This is a genomic window from Streptomyces sp. NPDC048461, from assembly GCF_055587105.1.
In genome coordinates this window covers 228421-245942 of the sequence record NZ_JBVJGW010000004.1, presented here as the reverse complement: position 1 = coordinate 245942, position 17522 = coordinate 228421, and the positions used below count along the sequence as shown (strand labels likewise).

Annotated in this window: 14 protein-coding genes; 5 read left to right on the top strand and 9 right to left on the bottom strand. The window is 74.5% G+C overall.

From position 1 onward, the window contains the following. Positions 1-17: 17 nt before the first annotated feature. On the bottom strand, positions 18-1700 hold the full coding sequence (paaN, locus tag ACZ6S8_RS09280) for a phenylacetic acid degradation protein PaaN (RefSeq protein ID WP_469453956.1): 1683 nt from the start codon (positions 1698-1700) through the stop codon (positions 18-20). Between the two features lie 124 nt (positions 1701-1824). Between paaN and ACZ6S8_RS09275 the strand changes: the two genes are divergently transcribed. Further along, on the top strand, positions 1825-3345 hold the full coding sequence (locus ACZ6S8_RS09275; RefSeq protein WP_469453955.1) for a 3-hydroxyacyl-CoA dehydrogenase: 1521 nt from the start codon (positions 1825-1827) through the stop codon (positions 3343-3345). Next, entirely contained in the window at positions 3342-3932 is a 591-nt protein-coding gene (locus ACZ6S8_RS09270) for a TetR/AcrR family transcriptional regulator (protein WP_267725097.1), read from the top strand. The genes ACZ6S8_RS09275 and ACZ6S8_RS09270 overlap by 4 nt, the downstream gene beginning before the upstream one ends. Positions 3933-3988: 56 nt before the next feature. Here the strand turns inward: ACZ6S8_RS09270 and ACZ6S8_RS09265 are convergent, their stop codons facing one another. Then, positions 3989-4549: an Lrp/AsnC family transcriptional regulator gene (locus ACZ6S8_RS09265; RefSeq protein WP_469453953.1), complete on the bottom strand. Its 561-nt coding sequence runs from the start codon at positions 4547-4549 to the stop codon at positions 3989-3991. Positions 4550-4726: 177 nt separating this feature from the next. Between ACZ6S8_RS09265 and pdhA the strand changes: the two genes are divergently transcribed. The 3 genes from pdhA to ACZ6S8_RS09250 are packed head-to-tail and all read left to right on the top strand — an operon-like array spanning position 4727 to position 8210. Then, positions 4727-5860, top strand: a complete 1134-nt coding sequence (gene pdhA, locus ACZ6S8_RS09260; protein ID WP_469454337.1) for a pyruvate dehydrogenase (acetyl-transferring) E1 component subunit alpha — start codon at positions 4727-4729, stop codon at positions 5858-5860. After that, entirely contained in the window at positions 5860-6876 is a 1017-nt protein-coding gene (locus ACZ6S8_RS09255) for an alpha-ketoacid dehydrogenase subunit beta (protein WP_383916037.1), read from the top strand. The genes pdhA and ACZ6S8_RS09255 overlap by 1 nt, the downstream gene beginning before the upstream one ends. Beyond that, positions 6876-8210 carry a dihydrolipoamide acetyltransferase family protein gene (locus ACZ6S8_RS09250; RefSeq protein ID WP_469453950.1) on the top strand — a complete coding sequence of 445 codons (1335 nt, stop codon included), beginning with the start codon at positions 6876-6878 and terminating at the stop codon, positions 8208-8210. Before ACZ6S8_RS09255 ends, ACZ6S8_RS09250 begins: the two co-directional genes overlap by 1 nt. Before the next feature lie 395 nt (positions 8211-8605). Here ACZ6S8_RS09250 and ACZ6S8_RS09245 read toward each other — a convergent pair whose 3' ends face one another. The 7 genes from ACZ6S8_RS09245 to ACZ6S8_RS09215 all read right to left on the bottom strand — a co-directional run bounded on the left by ACZ6S8_RS09245 (position 8606) and on the right by ACZ6S8_RS09215 (position 17511). Continuing rightward, positions 8606-9583 (bottom strand): NAD(P)H-quinone oxidoreductase, encoded by a 978-nt coding sequence (locus tag ACZ6S8_RS09245; RefSeq protein ID WP_469453948.1) that lies wholly within the window; start codon positions 9581-9583, stop codon positions 8606-8608. A gap of 66 nt (positions 9584-9649) precedes the next feature. Then, positions 9650-10750, bottom strand: coding sequence for a potassium channel family protein (locus ACZ6S8_RS09240; protein WP_469453946.1), 1101 nt, complete (start codon positions 10748-10750; stop codon positions 9650-9652). Continuing rightward, complete coding sequence (locus ACZ6S8_RS09235) at positions 10738-12102, bottom strand: molybdopterin molybdotransferase MoeA (RefSeq protein ID WP_469453944.1); 1365 nt, start codon at positions 12100-12102, stop codon at positions 10738-10740. The genes ACZ6S8_RS09240 and ACZ6S8_RS09235 overlap by 13 nt, the downstream gene beginning before the upstream one ends. Then, positions 12099-13055, bottom strand: a complete 957-nt coding sequence (locus ACZ6S8_RS09230; RefSeq protein WP_469453942.1) for an NTP transferase domain-containing protein — start codon at positions 13053-13055, stop codon at positions 12099-12101. The genes ACZ6S8_RS09235 and ACZ6S8_RS09230 overlap by 4 nt, the downstream gene beginning before the upstream one ends. Before the next feature lie 219 nt (positions 13056-13274). Then, positions 13275-13814 (bottom strand): bacterial proteasome activator family protein, encoded by a 540-nt coding sequence (locus ACZ6S8_RS09225; RefSeq protein ID WP_383916049.1) that lies wholly within the window; start codon positions 13812-13814, stop codon positions 13275-13277. A 95-nt stretch (positions 13815-13909) separates the two neighbouring features. Further along, on the bottom strand, positions 13910-16768 hold the full coding sequence (locus tag ACZ6S8_RS09220; protein ID WP_469453940.1) for an FtsX-like permease family protein: 2859 nt from the start codon (positions 16766-16768) through the stop codon (positions 13910-13912). Next, the gene (locus ACZ6S8_RS09215; RefSeq protein WP_469453938.1) at positions 16765-17511 is read right to left on the bottom strand and encodes an ABC transporter ATP-binding protein; all 747 of its coding nucleotides are present in this window, start codon (positions 17509-17511) and stop codon (positions 16765-16767) included. Before ACZ6S8_RS09215 ends, ACZ6S8_RS09220 begins: the two co-directional genes overlap by 4 nt. Positions 17512-17522 lie beyond the last annotated feature (11 nt).

Genomic DNA, 17522 nt, shown 5'->3' with positions numbered 1-17522 from the left:
GGCCGCCCCGACACCCCCTAGGCCTGGCGGCGGACCTCCACCACGCGGAACCGGTTCGCGACGAACGCGCCGTCGCAGAGGGCCGCGTTGGCCGCCGGGTTGCCGCCGGAGCCGTGGAAGTCGGAGAACGCGGCGGTCTGGTTGACATACACCCCGCCGGTCAGGTTCAGCGAGAGCTGCGCCGACTCCTCCAGGCAGACCTCCTCGATGGCCCGCTCGGTGTCCGCCGACGTCGTGTACGCGCCGACCGTCATGGCGCCCTTCTCGCGCACCGTGCGGCGGAGCAGGTCCAGCGCGTCCGCCGTGGAGTCGACCGCCACCGCGAAGGAGACCGGGCCGAAGCACTCGGAGAGGTAGGCCGCGTCCGGGTCCGGCTTGGCGGCGTCGAGCTTGACCACGACCGGGGTGCGGACCACCGCGTCGGGGAAGTCGGGGTTCACCACCTCGCGGGAGGCCAGGGCGACCTCGCCGAGGGAGGCGGCCGCCTCCAGCCGGGCCTTGACGTCCGGGTTGACCAGGGCGCCCAGCAGCGCGTTGGCCCGGGCGTCGTCGCCCAGCAGGCCGCCGACCGAGGCCGCGAGGTCGGCGACGACCTCGTCGTACGTCTTGTGCCCGGCGTCCGTGGCGATGCCCTCGCGGGGGATCAGCAGGTTCTGCGGGGTGGTGCACATCTGGCCGCTGTACAGGGACAGCGAGAAGGCCAGGTTGGACAGCATGCCCTTGTAGTCGCCGGTGGAGTCCAGGACGACGGTGTTGACGCCCGCCTTCTCCGTGTAGACCTGCGCCTGGCGGGCGTTGGCCTCCAGCCAGTCGCCGAACTCCGTGGAGCCCGTGTAGTCGATCAGCTTGATCTCGGGGCGCACGGCCAGGGTCTTCGCGATGCCCTCGCCGGGCCGCTCCACCGCCAGCGCGACCAGGTTCGGGTCGAAGCCGGCCTCGGCGAGCACCTCGCGGGCGACCCGGACGGTCAGGGCCAGCGGGAGGACGGCGCGCGGGTGCGGCTTGACCAGCACGGCGTTGCCCGTGGCCAGGGAGGCGAACAGGCCCGGGTAGCCGTTCCAGGTGGGGAAGGTGTTGCAGCCGATCATCAGGGCGATGCCGCGGGGGACCGCAGTGAAGCTCTTGCCGATCTCCAGCGGGTCGCGCTTGCCCTGCGGCTTGGACCAGTCGGCGCTCTCGGGAACGCGGGTCTGCTCCTCGTACGCGTAGGCCACGGCCTCCAGGCCGCGGTCCTGGGCGTGGGGGCCGCCCGCCTGGAACGCCATCATGAAGGCCTGGCCGCTGGTGTGCATCACCGCGTGCGCGAACTCGTGGGTGCGGGCGGAGATGCGCGACAGGATCTCGATACAGACCAGGGCGCGGGTCTCGGGGCCCGCGTCGCGCCAGGCGCTCATGCCGGCCCGCATGGCGGGCAGCAGGACCTCCGGATCGGCGTGCGGGTACTCGACGCCCAGCTCCGGGCCGTACGGCGACACCTCGCCGCCGACCCAGCCGTCCGTACCGGGCTGGTCCAGGTCCAGCCGGGTGCCGCGCAGGGCCTCGAAGGCGGCGAGCCCGTCGGCCGGCGCGGTCTCCCCGTACGCCTTGGGGTGTTCGGGGTGCGGGGACCAGTAGGCACGGCTGCGGATCGCCGACAGGGCCTGGTCCAGGGTGGGCCGGTGCTGGGCGGACAGCTGGGGGACGGTGAGTTCGGCGGCCATCAGGGACCAACTCCTCGTTGAGCCGGGCGAAGGAGAGCAGACTGGAGTTAGAGTAACCGAACGATCGGTCGGGACAAGTGGGCCCGGCGGACCTGTGGATAAGTCGGTGCGGGAGGATCGGGTCATGACAGCAATCGAGCGGTCCCGGACTGTGGCGGTCGTCGGCGCGGGCACCATGGGCCAGGGCATCGCCCAGGTCGCCCTCCTCGCAGGTCACCGCGTGCTGATCTACGACATCAACGCCGCGCTCGCCGCGGACGGCGCCGGCATCGTTCAGGACCGCGTCGAGCGCATGGCGGCCAAGGGCCGCATCGACCAGGCCGAGGCCGAGGACGCCATCTCCCGGATCGCGCCGGCCACCGGCCTCGCGGACCTCGCCGCGGCCGCCCTCGTCGTCGAGGCGGTCGTCGAGGACGCCGGGGTCAAGCGCGCCCTCTTCAGGGCCCTCGAAGAGGTGGTCGCCCCCGACGCGCTGCTGGCCACGAACACCTCCTCCCTCTCCGTCACCGAGCTCGCCGCCGGGCTCGCGCACCCCGGCCGTTTCCTCGGCCTGCACTTCTTCAACCCGGCCCCGCTGCTCCCGCTCGTCGAGGTGGTCACCGGCTTCGCGACCGACCCGGCCGCCGCCGAGAGCGCGTACGCCACCGTCCTCGGCTGGGGCAAGACGCCGGTCCGCTGCGCCGACACCCCCGGCTTCATCGTCAACCGGATCGCCCGCCCCTTCTACGCCGAGGCCTTCGCGGTGTACGAGGAGCAGGGGGCCGACCCGGCCACCATCGACGCCGTGCTCCGCGAGAGCGGCGGCTTCAGGATGGGCCCGTTCGCGCTGACCGACCTGATCGGCCAGGACGTCAACGAGGCCGTGACCCGCTCGGTGTGGGAGTCCTTCTTCCGCAGCCCCAAGTTCACCCCGTCCCTCGCGCAGCGCCGCCTGGTCCAGTCGGGCCGCCTCGGCCGCAAGTCGGGGCACGGCTGGTTCCCGTACGGCCCGGACGCCGTCCTGCCGGAGCCGCACACGGCCGGGCCCGAGGAGGCGCCCGCCAAGGTCACCGTGGTCGGCGACCTGGGTCCGGCGTCCGAGCTGGCCGACCTGCTGGAGGAGGCCGGGATCGCGGTCACGGCCACCGAGCACGGAGGCCCGTACATCCAGCTGCCCGGGGAGGGCCAGCTGGTCCTCGCGGACGGCAAGACCTCCGTCGAGTTCGCCGACGTCGTCTACTTCGACCTCGCGCTCGACTACCGCGGCTGCACCCGCGTCGCGCTCTCCGCGAGCGCGGACACCGGCGAGCGGACCCTCGCCGAGGCGGTCGGCCTCTTCCAGAAGCTCGGCAAGAAGGTCTCCGTCATCGGGGACGTCCCCGGCATGATCGTCGCGCGGACGGTGGCGATGCTGATCGACCTCACCGCCGACGCCGTCGCCCGCGGGGCGGCCAGTGCCGAGGACGTCGACACCGCGATGCGGCTCGGCGTGAACTACCCGCTCGGCCCCGCCGAATGGCACGACCGGCTCGGCCGGGACTGGGCGTACGACCTCCTCCACCACCTCGACGAGCGCTGTCCCGGCGGCCGGTACGCGCCCTCGCTGGCGCTGTTCAAGCTGGGCTACGCGGCGGGCGACGAGGACGAGTCGGGGGACACGGAGTGACGACGGCCAAACGGGACACCTACACCCCCGAGACGCTCCTGTCCGTGGCCGTGCAGGTCTTCAACGAGCGCGGCTACGACGGCACGTCGATGGAGCACCTGTCCAAGGCCGCCGGCATCTCCAAGTCGTCGATCTACCACCACGTCGCGGGCAAGGAGGAGCTGCTGCGCCGGGCCGTCAGCCGCGCCCTCGACGGGCTGTTCGCCGTCCTGGAGGAGCCGGCCGCGGTGCGCGGGCGTGCCGTCGAGCGCGTCGAGTACGTCACCCGCCGCACGGTGGAGGTGCTGGTCTCCGAGCTGCCGTACGTGACGCTGCTGCTGCGCGTACGGGGCAACACCCGGACCGAGCGCTGGGCCCTGGAGCGGCGCCGCGAGTTCGACCACCAGGTCGCGGAGCTCCTCAAGGCCGCCGCGGCCGAGGGCGATCTGCGCGCGGACGTGGACATCCGCCTCGCGACCCGCCTGCTCTTCGGCATGGTGAACTCGCTGGTCGAGTGGTACCGGCCGCACCCGGGCACGAGCCAGGACCAGCTCGCCGACGCGGTGGTCAGCATGGCGCTGGACGGCCTGCGGACCGTCCGGGACTGACCCGGGGGCGCGGCCCGGGTCCGTCTCGTACGGCCCCCGTGCCGCCCCCGTACGGCCTAGTCCTCCGTGATCGTCGGTCCGGAGGGCTGGCCCGGCCCCGGGGCCAGCAGGTCCGTCTCCTCGAACACCAGCAGCGTGCGGGTGGAGAGCACCTCCGGGATGGACTGGAGGCGGGTCAGCACCAGCTCGCGCAGGGTGCGGTTGTCCGGGGTGTGCACCAGGAGCAGCACGTCGAAGTCCCCGCTGACCAGCGCGATGTGCGCGGCGCCCGGGAGCTCGCGGAGCTGTTCGCGGACGGTGCGCCAGGAGTTCTGGACGATCTTCAGGGTGATGTAGGCGGAGGCGCCCTGACCTGCCCGTTCGTGGTTCACGCGGGCGGTGAACCCGCGGATCACCCCGTCGTCGATGAGCCGGTTGATGCGGGCGTACGCGTTCGCGCGCGAGACGTGCACCTGCTCCGCCACCGACCGTATCGACGCGCGGCCGTCCGCCTGCAGCAGCCGCATGATCGACCGGTCGATCGGGTCGAGGGGGCGGGGCGGCACCGGAGGGACCCCGGAGGAGCCCCCCGGCGGGACCGGCGCGGAACCCGCTCCGGCCATTTGTTCATCCGGCATTGCCCGATGCCTCCCTCTCCTGGACGTCCTGCACCCATCCCAGGGCCCCGGCGCCAGTTTGTCCACAGCCTGGAGCCGCCTGTAGCCAAATTGCGCGGACAACCGAACAATCGGTAGGTGAGGCGCCTCACACCCGAGGCGTCCATGCCCGCTTCCCACGAGGAGGTGTACGCCGCCATGACGGTCCAAGAGCTGCCCGGTGCCGGTGCGTCCCACCGGTCCACCCCGCCGCACGCCTGGAGGCCCCGTACGGACGCCGCTCCGCTGCTTCCGGACCCCGAGCCCTACCGGGTGCTGGGCACCGAGGCGGCGGACCGGCTCGACCCCGTGCTGATGCGGCGCTGCTACGCCGAACTGGTGCGCGGCCGCCGCTACAACGCGCAGGCCACCGCGCTCACCCGGCAGGGCCGCCTCGCCGTGTACCCCTCCACCGTCGGACAGGAGGCCTGCGAGATCGCGGCCGCCCTGGTCCTGGAGGAGCAGGACTGGCTCTTCCCGAGCTACCGCGACACCCTGGCGGCCGTCGCCCGCGGACTGGACCCCGTCCAGGCGCTCACGCTGCTGCGCGGCGACTGGCACACCGGCTACGACCCGCGCGAGCTGCGGATAGCCCCGCTGAGCACGCCGCTCGCCACCCAGCTGCCGCACGCCGTCGGCCTGGCCCACGCGGCCCGGCTGCGCGGGGACGACGTGGTCGCCCTCGCCATGGTCGGCGACGGCGGCACCAGCGAGGGCGACTTCCACGAGGCGATGAACTTCGCGGCGGTCTGGCAGGCACCGGTGGTCTTCCTGGTGCAGAACAACGGCTTCGCGATATCCGTCCCGCTCGCCAAGCAGAGCGCCGCCCCGACCCTGGCCCACAAGGCCGTCGGGTACGGGATGCCCGGCCGGCTGGTCGACGGCAACGACGTCGCCGCCATGCACGAGGTGCTCTCCGAGGCCGTCCGGCGCGCCCGGGCCGGCGGCGGACCGACCATGATCGAGGCGGTCACGTACCGCATCGAGGCCCACACCAACGCCGACGACGCGACCCGCTACCGCGGGGACGCGGAGGTCGAGGCGTGGAAGGCGCACGACCCGGTCCTGCTGCTGGAGCGCGAGCTGACCGCCCGCGGCATCCTCGACGAGGAGGGCATCCGGGTGGAGCGCGAGGCGGCCGAGGAGATGGCGGCGGCGCTGCGCGAGGGGATGAACGCCGATCCCGTGCTGGACCCGATGGACCTCTTCGCGCACGTCTACGCGGAGCAGACCGGCCGGCTGCGCGAGCAGGCGGCCATGCTCCGCGCGGAGCTGGAAGCGGAGGACGAGTGATGACGACGGCCACGGCGAAGGCGAAGGCTCCGGCCAAGCCGGCCACGATGGCGCAGGCCCTCACCCGGGCGATGCGCGACGCGATGGCGGAGGACCCGACCGTCCACGTCATGGGCGAGGACGTCGGCACGCTCGGCGGTGTCTTCCGGATCACGGACGGACTGGCGAAGGAGTTCGGCGAGGAACGCTGCACGGACACCCCGCTCGCGGAGGCCGGCATCCTCGGCGCCGCGGTGGGCATGGCGATGTACGGGCTGCGGCCCGTCGTCGAGATGCAGTTCGACGCGTTCGCGTACCCGGCCTTCGAGCAGCTGATCTCGCACGTGGCGAAGATGCGCAACCGCACCCGGGGCGCGATGCCGCTGCCGATCACCATCCGCGTGCCGTACGGCGGCGGGATCGGCGGGGTGGAGCACCACAGCGACTCCTCCGAGGCGTACTACGTGGCGACGCCCGGACTGACCGTGGTGACCCCGGCGACGGTCGAGGACGCGTACGGGCTGCTGCGCGCCTCGATCGCCAGCGACGACCCGGTGATCTTCCTGGAGCCGAAGCGGCTGTACTGGTCGAAGGCCGACTGGTCGCCGCAGGCGCCGGCGCGGGTCCCGGGCATCGGCAAGGCGCTGGTCCGGCGCAGCGGCACGAGCGCGACCCTGATCACCTACGGGCCGTCGCTGCCGGTGTGCCTGGAGGCGGCCGAGGCGGCCCGCGAGGAGGGCTGGGACCTGGAGGTCGTGGACCTGCGCTCGCTGGTCCCCTTCGACGAGGACACCGTCGTGGAGTCCGTACGCCGGACCGGGCGCGCGGTGGTCGTGCACGAGGCGGGCGGCTTCGGCGGACCGGGCGCGGAGATCGCGGCCCGGGTCACCGAGCGCTGCTTCCACCACCTGGAGGCGCCGGTGCTGCGGGTGACGGGCTTCGACATCCCGTACCCGCCGCCGATGCTGGAGAAGTACCACCTGCCGGGCGTGGACCGGATCCTGGACACCGTGGGCCGCCTGCAGTGGGAGAACTGATGCCGCAGGTGATGGAGTTCAAGCTGCCGGATCTCGGCGAGGGCCTGACGGAGGCCGAGATCGTGCGCTGGCTGGTGGCGGTCGGCGATGTCGTCGCCATCGACCAGCCGGTCGTCGAGGTCGAGACGGCCAAGGCGATGGTGGAGGTGCCGTGTCCCTACGGGGGCGTGGTCACCGCCCGGTTCGGTGAGGAGGGGCAGGAGCTTCCGGTGGGCGCCCCGCTGATCACCGTGGCGGTGGGTGCGGCCGCGGGGACCGGGCCGGAGGACTCCGGTACGGAGTCCGGCGAACCGGAGTCCTCGGGGTCGGGGAACGTGCTGGTGGGCTACGGCACGGACCACTCCCGCCCGGCGCGACGGCGGCGGGTGCGACCCGCCACCGCCGAGGCCGCGGCTCCCGCTCCGGTCCGTGCCCCCGCTCCGGCGGCCGCGGCGCCGGTCGCCGCTCCGGTGGCGGTGTCCACCGGGCCGGTGGCCGTCATCTCGCCGATCGTGCGCAAGCTGGCCCGGGACCACGGGGTCGACCTGCGGGCGCTGCGCGGGTCGGGCCGCGAGGGCCTGATCCTGCGCGCGGACGTCGAGGCGGCGCTGTCGGCGCCGCCGGCCGCCGCGGCCGCGTCCGCCCCGGTGGTGGCGCCGGAGGCGCGGGGCGAGCGGGTCCCGCTGAAGGGCCTGCGCGGGGTCGTCGCGGAGAAGCTCTCGCGCAGCCGCCGGGAGATCCCGGACGCCACCTGCTGGGTGGACGCCGATGCCACCGAGCTGATGGCCGCCCGTACCGCGATGAACGCCGCGGGCGGGCCGAAGATCTCGGTGCTGGCCCTGCTGGCGCGGATCTGCACGGCCGCCCTCGCCAGGTACCCGGAGCTCAACTCCACGGTGGACCTGGCCGCGGGCGAGATCGTCCGGCTCCCGGCCGTGAACCTGGGCTTCGCCGCGCAGACCGATCGGGGCCTGATGGTCCCGGTGGTCCGCGACGCGCAGGGCCGCAGCGCGGAGGCCCTGTCGGCGGAGTTCGCCCGCCTGACCGAGCTCGCGCGGGCGGGGAAGCTGGCACCGTCCGACCTGACGGGCGGCACCTTCACCCTGAACAACTACGGGGTGTTCGGGGTCGACGGCTCCACGCCGATCATCAACCACCCGGAGGCGGCCATGCTCGGCGTCGGCCGGATCATCCCCAAGCCGTGGGTGCACGGCGGGGAGCTGGCGGTGCGCCAGGTCGTCCAGCTGTCGCTGACGTTCGACCACCGGGTGTGCGACGGGGGGACGGCGGGGGGCTTCCTCCGCTACGTCGCGGACTGCGTCGAGTCGCCGGCGGTGCTGTTGCGCGGCCTCTAGCCAGGCGGCGGTGGCGGTCCGGAGGGCCTCCCCGCCGCGCCCGCCGCTCCCCGCCGCGCCCGCCGCTCCCCCGCCGTGCCGGCTTGCGCCCCGCCGTGCCGGTGGGGTGCGGCCGGGGGGCTGGTGCCGCTGCGCGGAGCGGGTCCCCGACCCGCCCTTCCACCGTTCCCCGGGCGTTGCCCGGACCCCGCCGGGGCTCCGCCCCGGACCCCGCCGGGGCTCCGCCCCGGACCCCGCGCCTCACACGCCGGCGAGGCTGGAAGGGCGTACCGGCCACCGGGGGGCGGGCGGAGCCCTGCTGGGCGACCGCGCGGGCCCACCGGCCTCGGGGGCGACCGGGTGGTGCGGGGCGTGGAAAGCTGCCCCGGCGGGGCCGGAGGGGGGTTCCGCCGGGGTCAGGTCGTCAGCAGCAGTTTGCCCACGTGGCTGCTGGTCTCCAGGACCCGGTGCGCGTCCGCGGCCCGGGCCATCGGGAATGTCTCGTGCACCACCGGCCGCACCCGCCCGGCCGTGATCAGGGGCCACACGTGCTCGCGCACGGCCGCGATGATGGCGGCCTTCTCCTCCAGCGGCCGGGCCCGCAGCGACGTGGCGGTGATCGCCGCCCGCTTGGCCAGCAGCGCGCCCAGGTTCAGTTCGGCCTTCGCCCCGCCCTGGAGGCCGATGACCGCCAGGCGGCCGTTGACGGCGAGGGCGTCCAGGTTCCGCGCGAGGTACTTCGCCCCCATGATGTCCAGGATCACGTCCGCCCCGGCGCCGTCCGTCGCGGTCCGCAGTTCCGCCACGAAGTCCTGCTCGCGGTAGTCGATCAGGACGTCCGCGCCCAGTTCCGCGCAGCGCGCCAGCTTCTCGGGGCCGCCCGCCGTCACCGCGACCGTGGCACCCACGGCCTTCGCCAGCTGGATCGCCATCGTTCCGATGCCGCTGGATCCGCCGTGCACGAGCAGGGTCTCGCCGGGACGCAGCCCGGCCACCATGAAGACGTTGGACCACACCGTCGCGACGACCTCGGGCAGCGCCGCGGCCGTCACCAGGTCCACGCCCGCCGGGACGGGCAGGAGCTGCCCGGCCGGAACGGCCACCTTCTGCGCGTACCCGCCGCCGGCCAGCAGCGCGCAGACCTCGTCCCCCACCGACCAGCCGGACACCCCGGGCCCGACCGACGCGATCCGGCCGGAGCACTCCAGGCCGGGGAAGCGGGAGCTGCCGGGCGGAGGATCGTAGAACCCCTGGCGCTGGAGGACGTCGGCGCGGTTCACGGCGCTCGCCGCGACCTCGACGAGGACCTCGCCCTCGCCCGCCACCGGATCGGGGACGTCGGTCCAGACGAGGGCCTCGGGGCCGCCGGGCTGCTCGATGGTGATCGCATGCATGGCCCGGAGGCTACGCGAACGACCCCCCGCGGCGCAGCATCCGCAGGGCCGGCTGCGCCGGGGCTCCTACTCGGCCGGTCCCAGTATCACCGGCGGCGAACTCGGCGGCGCCGCCCGCACGATGGTGATGAGGCGGTCCGTCAGCTGCAGGGGACTCGCGTGCGAGTCGTCGTACGCCAGCAGCCGGTGCCCGCGCAGCACGCTGACCACCAGGTCGTGCGTCTCCCGCACCGACTTGCCGACCTCGGCCTTGGTGACGGGCCGTTCGATGAGGTCGAGGCCGCTGCCCTGCTGGATCAGGTCCTCCATCACCGTGCCCGCGCTGGGGCTGAGGACCGACAGGCCCAGCAGTCGCCCGGCCGCGCTCGCGCTGGTGATGACCGCGTCCGCGCCGGACTGGCGCAGCAGCGGGGCGTTCTCCTCCTCGCGCACCGCGGCGACGATCTTCGCGCCGCGGTTGAGCTGGCGGGCGGTCAGCGTCACCAGGACGGCCGTGTCGTCCCGCTGGGTGGCGATGACGATCTGACGGGCCTTCTGGAGCTCGGCCCGCAGCAGGACTTCGGAGCGGGTGGCGTCGCCGACGACACCGGTGAAGCCCTCCGCGTTCGCCATGTCGATCACCTTGGCGCTCGGGTCGACGATGACGACCTGCTCCTTGGAGAGGCCGGTGGCCAGCAGCGTCTGCAGGGCGGAGCGGCCCTTGGTGCCGAAGCCGACGACGACCGTGTGCTCACGCAAGTTCTTCCTCCAGCGGTTCAGCCGCCACTCTTCTCGGGTCCGCTCGGTCAGCACTTCCAGGGTCGTGCCGACCAGGATGATCAGGAACAGCACCCGCAGCGGGGTGATGAGCAGGACGTTCACCAGCCGCGCGCTGGCGGTGTACGGGACGATGTCGCCGTACCCGGTCGTCGACAGGGTGACGGTGGCGTAGTAGAGGCAGTCGAGGAGGTCGACCTCCTCGTTGGCGTTGTCGTGGTATCCGGCGCGGTCGAGCCACACGATGAGGACCGTCAGGAAGAGCACGAACAGGGCCATCACCAGGCGTTTGGTGACCTGGGCGAGTGGCCTTTCGACGATGCGTCTGGGCAGCTTGATGCGCCGGGAGACGAGCTTCTCGTCCGCCCCCCGGGCCATGGCGTCCTGGCCGTGGAGTTTCACGTGAAACATCCTCCCGAAGCCCAGGGCAGATCGAGAATCTCCAGCTCCTGTCCCGACCGCGCTCCGTGCGGCGGTACGACGGCCAGCGCATCGGCGGCCGCCACACCGCGCAGCATCGCCGGTCCGTTGTAGCGAAGGGGTACGGCGTGTTCGTCGGTCAGCAGGACCGGCACCAGCCGGGTGTCGTGCGGGTGCCCCGGGACGTCGCCCTGAACCGCCGCCGCGTAGCTCGGGCGCCGGCGGCGGCCCGCGAGGGCGCGCAGCAGGGGTTCGGCGAGGGTGAGCAGCCCGGAGACGGCGGCGAGCGGGTTCCCGGGCAGCCCGACCACGTACCGCGCGTCCGCCCGGTCGCCGACGCGCGCCAGCAGCATCGGGTGTCCGGGTCGTACGGCGACCCCGTCGACGAGCAGTTCGGCGCCCGCCCGGCGCAGGACCGGGTGGACGTGGTCGACGGGTCCGGAAGCGGTGCCGCCGGTGGTGACGATCACGTCGGCGGTGGAGGTGGTGACGGCCTTCAGCAGGGCCTCGGCCCCGGCGGGGTCGTCGCCGAGGCGGCGGGTCGAGGTGACCTCGGCGCCGAGGCGGGTGAGCCAGGGGGCGAGCAGGGGGCCGAGGGCGTCCCGGATCAGGCCGTCGTGCGGGAGGCCGGAGGTGAGCAGCTCGTCGCCGAGCACCAGGATCTCCACGCGGGGCCGGGGCCGGGTGGTCAGCTCGTCGTACCCGGCGGCCGCGGCGAGGCCGATCACGGCCGGGGTGACCAGGGAGCCCGCGGGCAGCAGGAGGTCGCCGGAGCGGCACTCCTGGCCGCGCGGGCGGATGTCCTGGCCGGTGAGGACGCGCCGGTCGGCGAAGAGCTGGGCGCCGTGCTCGCGGCAGTGTTCGCTGCGGATCACGGCGGTGGTCTCGGCGGGGATCCGGGCTCCGGTGGCGATCCGTACGGCCTCTCCGTCCGCGAGCGGCCCGGGGCGGTCGGAACCGGCGAGGGCGTCGTCCCCGGTGCGCACGGTCCAGGGACCGGGGCCGGCGACGGCCCAGCCGTCCATGGCGGAGGTGTCGAAGGACGGCAGGTCGGTCAGTGCATCCAGGGGTGCGGCCAGCACCTCGCCGAGGGCGTCGGCGAGCGGAACCCGGTGGGTGCGGGCCCGCGCGGCGGTTCCGGCGTGGACGGCGGTGTCCCGGGCCCGCTGCCAGGCGGCGGCGCGGTGGCCCCCGGTACCCGCGGCCGGGCCCGACCCCGGGGTGCGGCTGACGAGGGCCAGGGCCTCTTCGAGGTCCCGCTCGGTGGAGCCGGCGGCTCCGGCGGACCCGGACGTCTTCGCCGGGGCTCCGTCCAGGGCGTGGCCGGCGTCGGTGGGGGTCATCCGGAGCCGTTCTGTCGGGGGTCGGCGGCGGTGTCGGTCTCGGTGGCGGTCCCGGTTTCGGCGGCCGCTCCGGCCTCGGCCTCCGCGGCCCAGCGCAGGGCCAGGTCGGCGGCCTTGCGGGTGGCTCCGGCGACGGCTTCGACGGGGTCGGCGCCGGAGGCTTCGGCCCGGGCCGCCGCGTAGCCGACCAGGAAGGTGGTCAGCGGGGCGGCGGGCCGGGCGACGCCGTGGGCGGCGTCACGGGCGAGGTCGAGCAGGGCTGCGGTGTCGACGCTCAGGTCGATGCCCAGCTCGTTCTTGACGGCGGTGATCCATTGCTCCAGCACGGTTCCATGCTCCCTGATCCGGGCGCGGGCGGCGGCGAGATCGTCCCAGGTGTCGCAGTCGAAGGAGGCGAGTGGCCCCGCGTCGACCCGGGCGAGGTCCAGTGCGGCGGTGAGCGAGCGCAGCGGGAGCCCGGCGAGGCCGTCCCGCCCGGCGGCGAGGCGGGCCAGCTCCCGGCGGAGCGGGGCCGTCCGGTAGACGGCGACGAGGGGCTGGTCCCGGCCGTCGGGGTCGCGCAGCAGCGCGCCGTCCCGCGGGGCGCCGCCGCCGGGGCCGGCCTGCCCGTCGGGGCCGGCCTGCCCGTCGGGGGCCGCCAGCAGGGTGCGTACGGTCGTCCGGTCCAGGAACGGCAGGTCCGCGGAGAGCACGAGCACCCGCTCGGCGGTGGTCTGGCGCAGTCCGGCGTCCAGCGCGGCCACCGGGCCGCCACCGGCCGGCTCCTCGCGGGCCCAGCGCACGGGGCGGGCGGTGGGCCGCCGGCCGCCGACCACGACGGTGGTGGCGGCGTCGGGGCAGGCGTCGAGGACGCGGTCGAGGAGGGTGCGGCCGCCGACGCTCAGCGCGGGCTTGTCGGCCCCGCCGAGTCGCCGTGCGGCGCCGCCCGCCAGGACGATCGCGTCGTAGCTCATGCCCCGGAGTATGCGCGGCCCATGTCCCCGGCGGGGACCCGCCCTTACCCGCGCCCTGCCCCACCCCTCCGGGCTCAGCCCGGACCCGCGGCTCAAGCGCGGGCGGGGCCCCAGGGGCTGAAGGCCGCGGCCGGGATGCCCGGCGGGGCCCGGTGCCGGGGTGCGGCGCCGGGCCCCGGAGGGCGGTCGGCCGGCGGAGGGGTCCGGCGGCCGCCGGGGTTACAGGTAGGGGCCGGAGCGGACGGCCCCGTGGCCGCCGTCCTCGTCGTCCTCGTGGGAGGCACCGGGCGGGAGCGCGCGGCGCATCTGTTCCAGCTGGGCCCGCGCCGCCATCTGCTGCGCGAACAGGGCCGTCTGGATGCCGTGGAAGAGCCCTTCGAGCCAGCCCACGAGCTGGGCCTGCGCGATGCGCAGTTCCGCCTCGGAGGGGATGGCCTCCTCGGTGAACGGGAGTGACAGGCGCTCCAGTTCCTCCACGAGCTCGGGGGCCAGGCCGTCCTCCAGCTCCTTCACCGACGCGGCGTGGATGTCCTTGAGCCGGACCCGGCTCGCCTCGTCGAGAGGCGCGGCACGTACCTCTTCCAGGAGTTGCTTGATCATGCTTCCGATCCGCATGACCTTGGCGGGCTGTTCGACCATCTCCGTCACCGGGACCTCGCGCGACTCGTCATCGGCGCCGCCGACCGCCATCCCGTCCTGTCCCACGATCAGGACGTTCGGGGGGCTTTCCTGCGACCGTTCACTCCTCGGCATCTCCATGCCGTCATTGTCTCGCACACCTTCGTACTCACACGGTGTGCCCCCGTACGGGCGTGATCCACCCTGCACGGGGGCACCTGCATCACTCCGTGTGGCTATCCGGCCGCTCGCCGTGCCAGTGCCCCGTTCGACCGGGTGACCAGCGCCGCCAGCAGCGCCGCGCCCAGCGGGACCACGATGAGCAGTCCGCCGAGGGTTTCCCACGGCACGGCGACCGGCACGTAGGGCGCGGCCTCGGTGACCGAGTCGCCCATGTCGCGGGCCTTGGCGTAGAGCGCCTCCATCTCGCGCCGCTGGGCGAAGCGCAGCCCGATCGCGGGCAGCAGCCCGGCCGCCGAGCCCAGGACGACGCCCATCAGGGCGACCACCCCGCACTGGAAACCGCTGAGCGTGCGCCGTACCCGCGGGGCGGCGCCGACCGCCGCCAGGGTCTTCAGGTCGGCCTCCGCGTCGGCCTGGGCGAGGCCGGTGGCGATGCCGGCGGCGCCGATGGTGACCAGTCCGGCGAACACGGTGAGGATGAGGAGGCCCATGTCGCCCCGGCTCTGGTAGCCGGCCTCGATGGAGACGCGCGCGTCCGCCCCCATCCGGTCGATGTCCCCGTCCAGCGCCTGCCGCTGCTTGCCGGTGGCCGTCCCGTCGAGGGTGAAGTAGCTGCCGGACGGGGCGGTGGACAGGCCCGCGGCCCTGGCCGCGGAGGGCGGAAGGATCAGACGGCTGCCCCAGGAGTTGACGGTGGCGGGGGCCTGGTGGACGGTCAGGACCTTGTCCTGGCCGGGCGGGTCCTCCCGCCGCATGGAGGCGCCTTCGGCGGCCGTCATGTCGGTGACGACCCGGATGGTCACCTTGCCGTCCTTGACGATGCGCTTGTCGAAGGCGACGGGCCGGCCCGCCGCGAGGGCGGAGACGGTGCCGGGGTCGGTGACCGCGAGCACGCGCAGCAGCGCCTCGTCGGCGACGACCGTGCCGTACGGGCTGGACGGGCCGCCGATCCGCGCCACGTCCGCGCAGCGCCAGTCCGCGCGCAGCTTCTTGGCTTCCTCGGCGCTGAACGAGGCGGGTCCGTTCTCGGCCTCGTAGAGCGGGCAGCGCTGGTCCTTGGGCGTGATGATCTCGGCCCGGCCGCACGCCGGGTCGGACGAGTACTCCCCGCAGCCCGGCTTGCCGACGACGATCCGGTCCACGTCCGCCCGGGTGGCCACGGGGAGTTGCCGGGACAGGGCCTCGCGCAGGGCCGGCATCTCCTTGTGGGCGCTGGCGTCGGCGTTGAGGACCCCGGCGCCGTGCGGGAGGCTGGCCACGTACTCGTGCCGCATCTGCAGGTCGCGGCTGTGCTCGTACGTCGCCACCGCGACGGTGCCGGCGACGGCGGCCAGGACGGCGGCCACGGCCGGTGCCGTGCGGCCGCGGTTGCGGACGGCGTCGCGCAGCGCGAGCCGCGGCGACAGCGGGAGCCAGCGGCCGAGCCGCCCGAACAGGCCGACCAGGGTGGGGGTGAGGGCGACGATGCCGAGCTCGGCGAGGGCGCTGCCGCCCGCGACGACGGTGGAGCCCATCTCGGAGGCGCTGCCGTACAGGGCGATCGCGGCGCCGCCGGCGACGGCGATCAGGCCGATGACGGGCAGGACGCGGTTGGCCTTGCGGACCCCGCGGCGGCCGGTCAGCGAGGCCAGGACGGTCTGCCGCGAGGCGGTGACGGCCGGGACGATCGCGGCGAGCAGGCCGGTCACCACGGCGAGCAGGGCGATGCCGGCCAGTTCCAGCGGGCGGACGTCGAAGCCGCCGAAGCGGACGCCGAGCTGGTCCTCCAGGAGCGGCCGCAGCACGATGGTGAGCGCCACTCCGACGCCGGTGCCGATGACGGCGGCGGCGGCGCCGATGACCAGGCCGCCCGAGAGCACGATGGCGCGGATGTGGCGGCGGTCGCCGCCGTTGGAGCCGACCAGGCCGAGCTGGCGGCGCGAGCGCCGGGCGCCCACGGCGAAGGCGGGTCCGGCGAGCAGGCAGATCTCCAGCATGGCGAGGCCGACGACGGTCGCGAGCACGGCCATCTCGGCGGGGTCCGTGCCGTCGAGCCCGTACGGGTCCTTCGACTGCTGCTGGTAGAGCGGTACGTCGGAGTCGGCGGGCGGGTTCAGGATGACGGCGCGGGAGACGGCGATCGCGCCGTGCGCGTTGGCCGCCTTGACCATGTTCCACGTGAAACCGGCGCCGCCGACCGTGACCAGGTAGCTGTCCTCCGCCCGGACGCCCGAGCTTCCGGCGGCCTGCAGGGCCTCGTCGAGCGGGGCGAACAGGGTCCCGGGCGGGGCGGTGATCTGGGGCTTCTTCAGCTCGGAGGGCAGCTCGTACGCGCCGACGATCCGGTACGCGGACTTCGCGCCGCGCGGCAGGACCGAGGAGCCGACGAAGAGGCCCGACTCCTCCAGGAACGCGGTGGTGGCGATGACCTCGCCCGCGGCCTGCGGGAGCCGGCCGCGGTCGAGCGTGAACAGGCCGGCCGTCAGCGGGCTCTGCGTGTCGAGTTCGCGCACCTCGGTGTCGAGGAGGCCGTGCCGGGTGCGCACCTTGGCGTGGCCGGTGCTCTCCTTGACGGCCTGGGCTCCGGCCGGGAGCGCGGCGAGCACCGGGTCCTGCGCGCCCTCCTGCGGCGCGGACCGCGACGGGTCGTAGCTGTCGTAGCCGCCGACGGGCGCGGAGGCGTCTCCCTGGGGGTTCTGGTAGACGGGGCCGAAGTGGGCGTCCGACAGCCGGGCGTCGGCGGCGCCGATCTTCCGGGACAGGGACTGCTCGGCGGAGAGGTCGGCGCTGCGGAGCGTGAGGTCGGCGGCGCTCACGCCGACGATGGGGAGCGCGATCATGGCGAGGACGAGGGCGCTGCGGCCCTTGGCGCGCCAGGCGTCGCGGCGGGCGATCCGGATCGCGGCGATCCAGGAGTGGTACCAGGAGATCACTGGCCGGCCGCCCGCCCCGAGAGCAGGGAGTCGGCGTGGCTGCGCAGGGTCTCGTCGACCACGCTGCCGTCGCGCAGGAAGACGACGCGGTCGGCCCAGGCGGCGAACCGCGGTTCGTGGGTGACGAGGACCCCGGCCGCTCCCGCGTCGCAGCGGGAGCGCAGCAGGGCGAGGACGGACTCGCCGGTCTCGGAGTCGAGGGCGCCGGTGGGCTCGTCGGCGAGGACGAGGCGGCGGTCGCCGACCAGGGCGCGGGCGATGGCCACGCGCTGCTGCTGACCGCCGGACATCTCGTCCGGGAAGCGGTCGGCGAGCTGGCGCAGGCCCATCTCCTCCAGCGCGGCGAGCGCGGAGACGCGGGCCTTGCGGGCGGAGACGCCGTCGAGCTCCCGGGGCAGCGCGACGTTCTCGGCCGCGGTGAGGGCCGGTATGAGGTTGTAGTCCTGGAAGACGTATCCGATGCTGCGGCGGCGCAGGGCCGCGAGCTGCTTGCGGCCGGCGGTGGTGATGTCGGTTCCCTCGACGATCACCCGCCCGCTGGTCGGGGTGTCGAGGCCGCCGGCCAGGGTGAGCAGCGTGGACTTGCCGGAGCCCGACGGGCCCATGACGGCGACGAGTTCGCCGGGGAAGACGGAGAGGTCGATGCCGCGCAGGGCGTGGACCTCGGTGGCGCCGCTGCCGTGGGTGCGGACCAGTTGGTCCAACTGCAGCACGGGCGACTGGGACGGGCGCTGGTCAGGCATGAGGGGTTCCC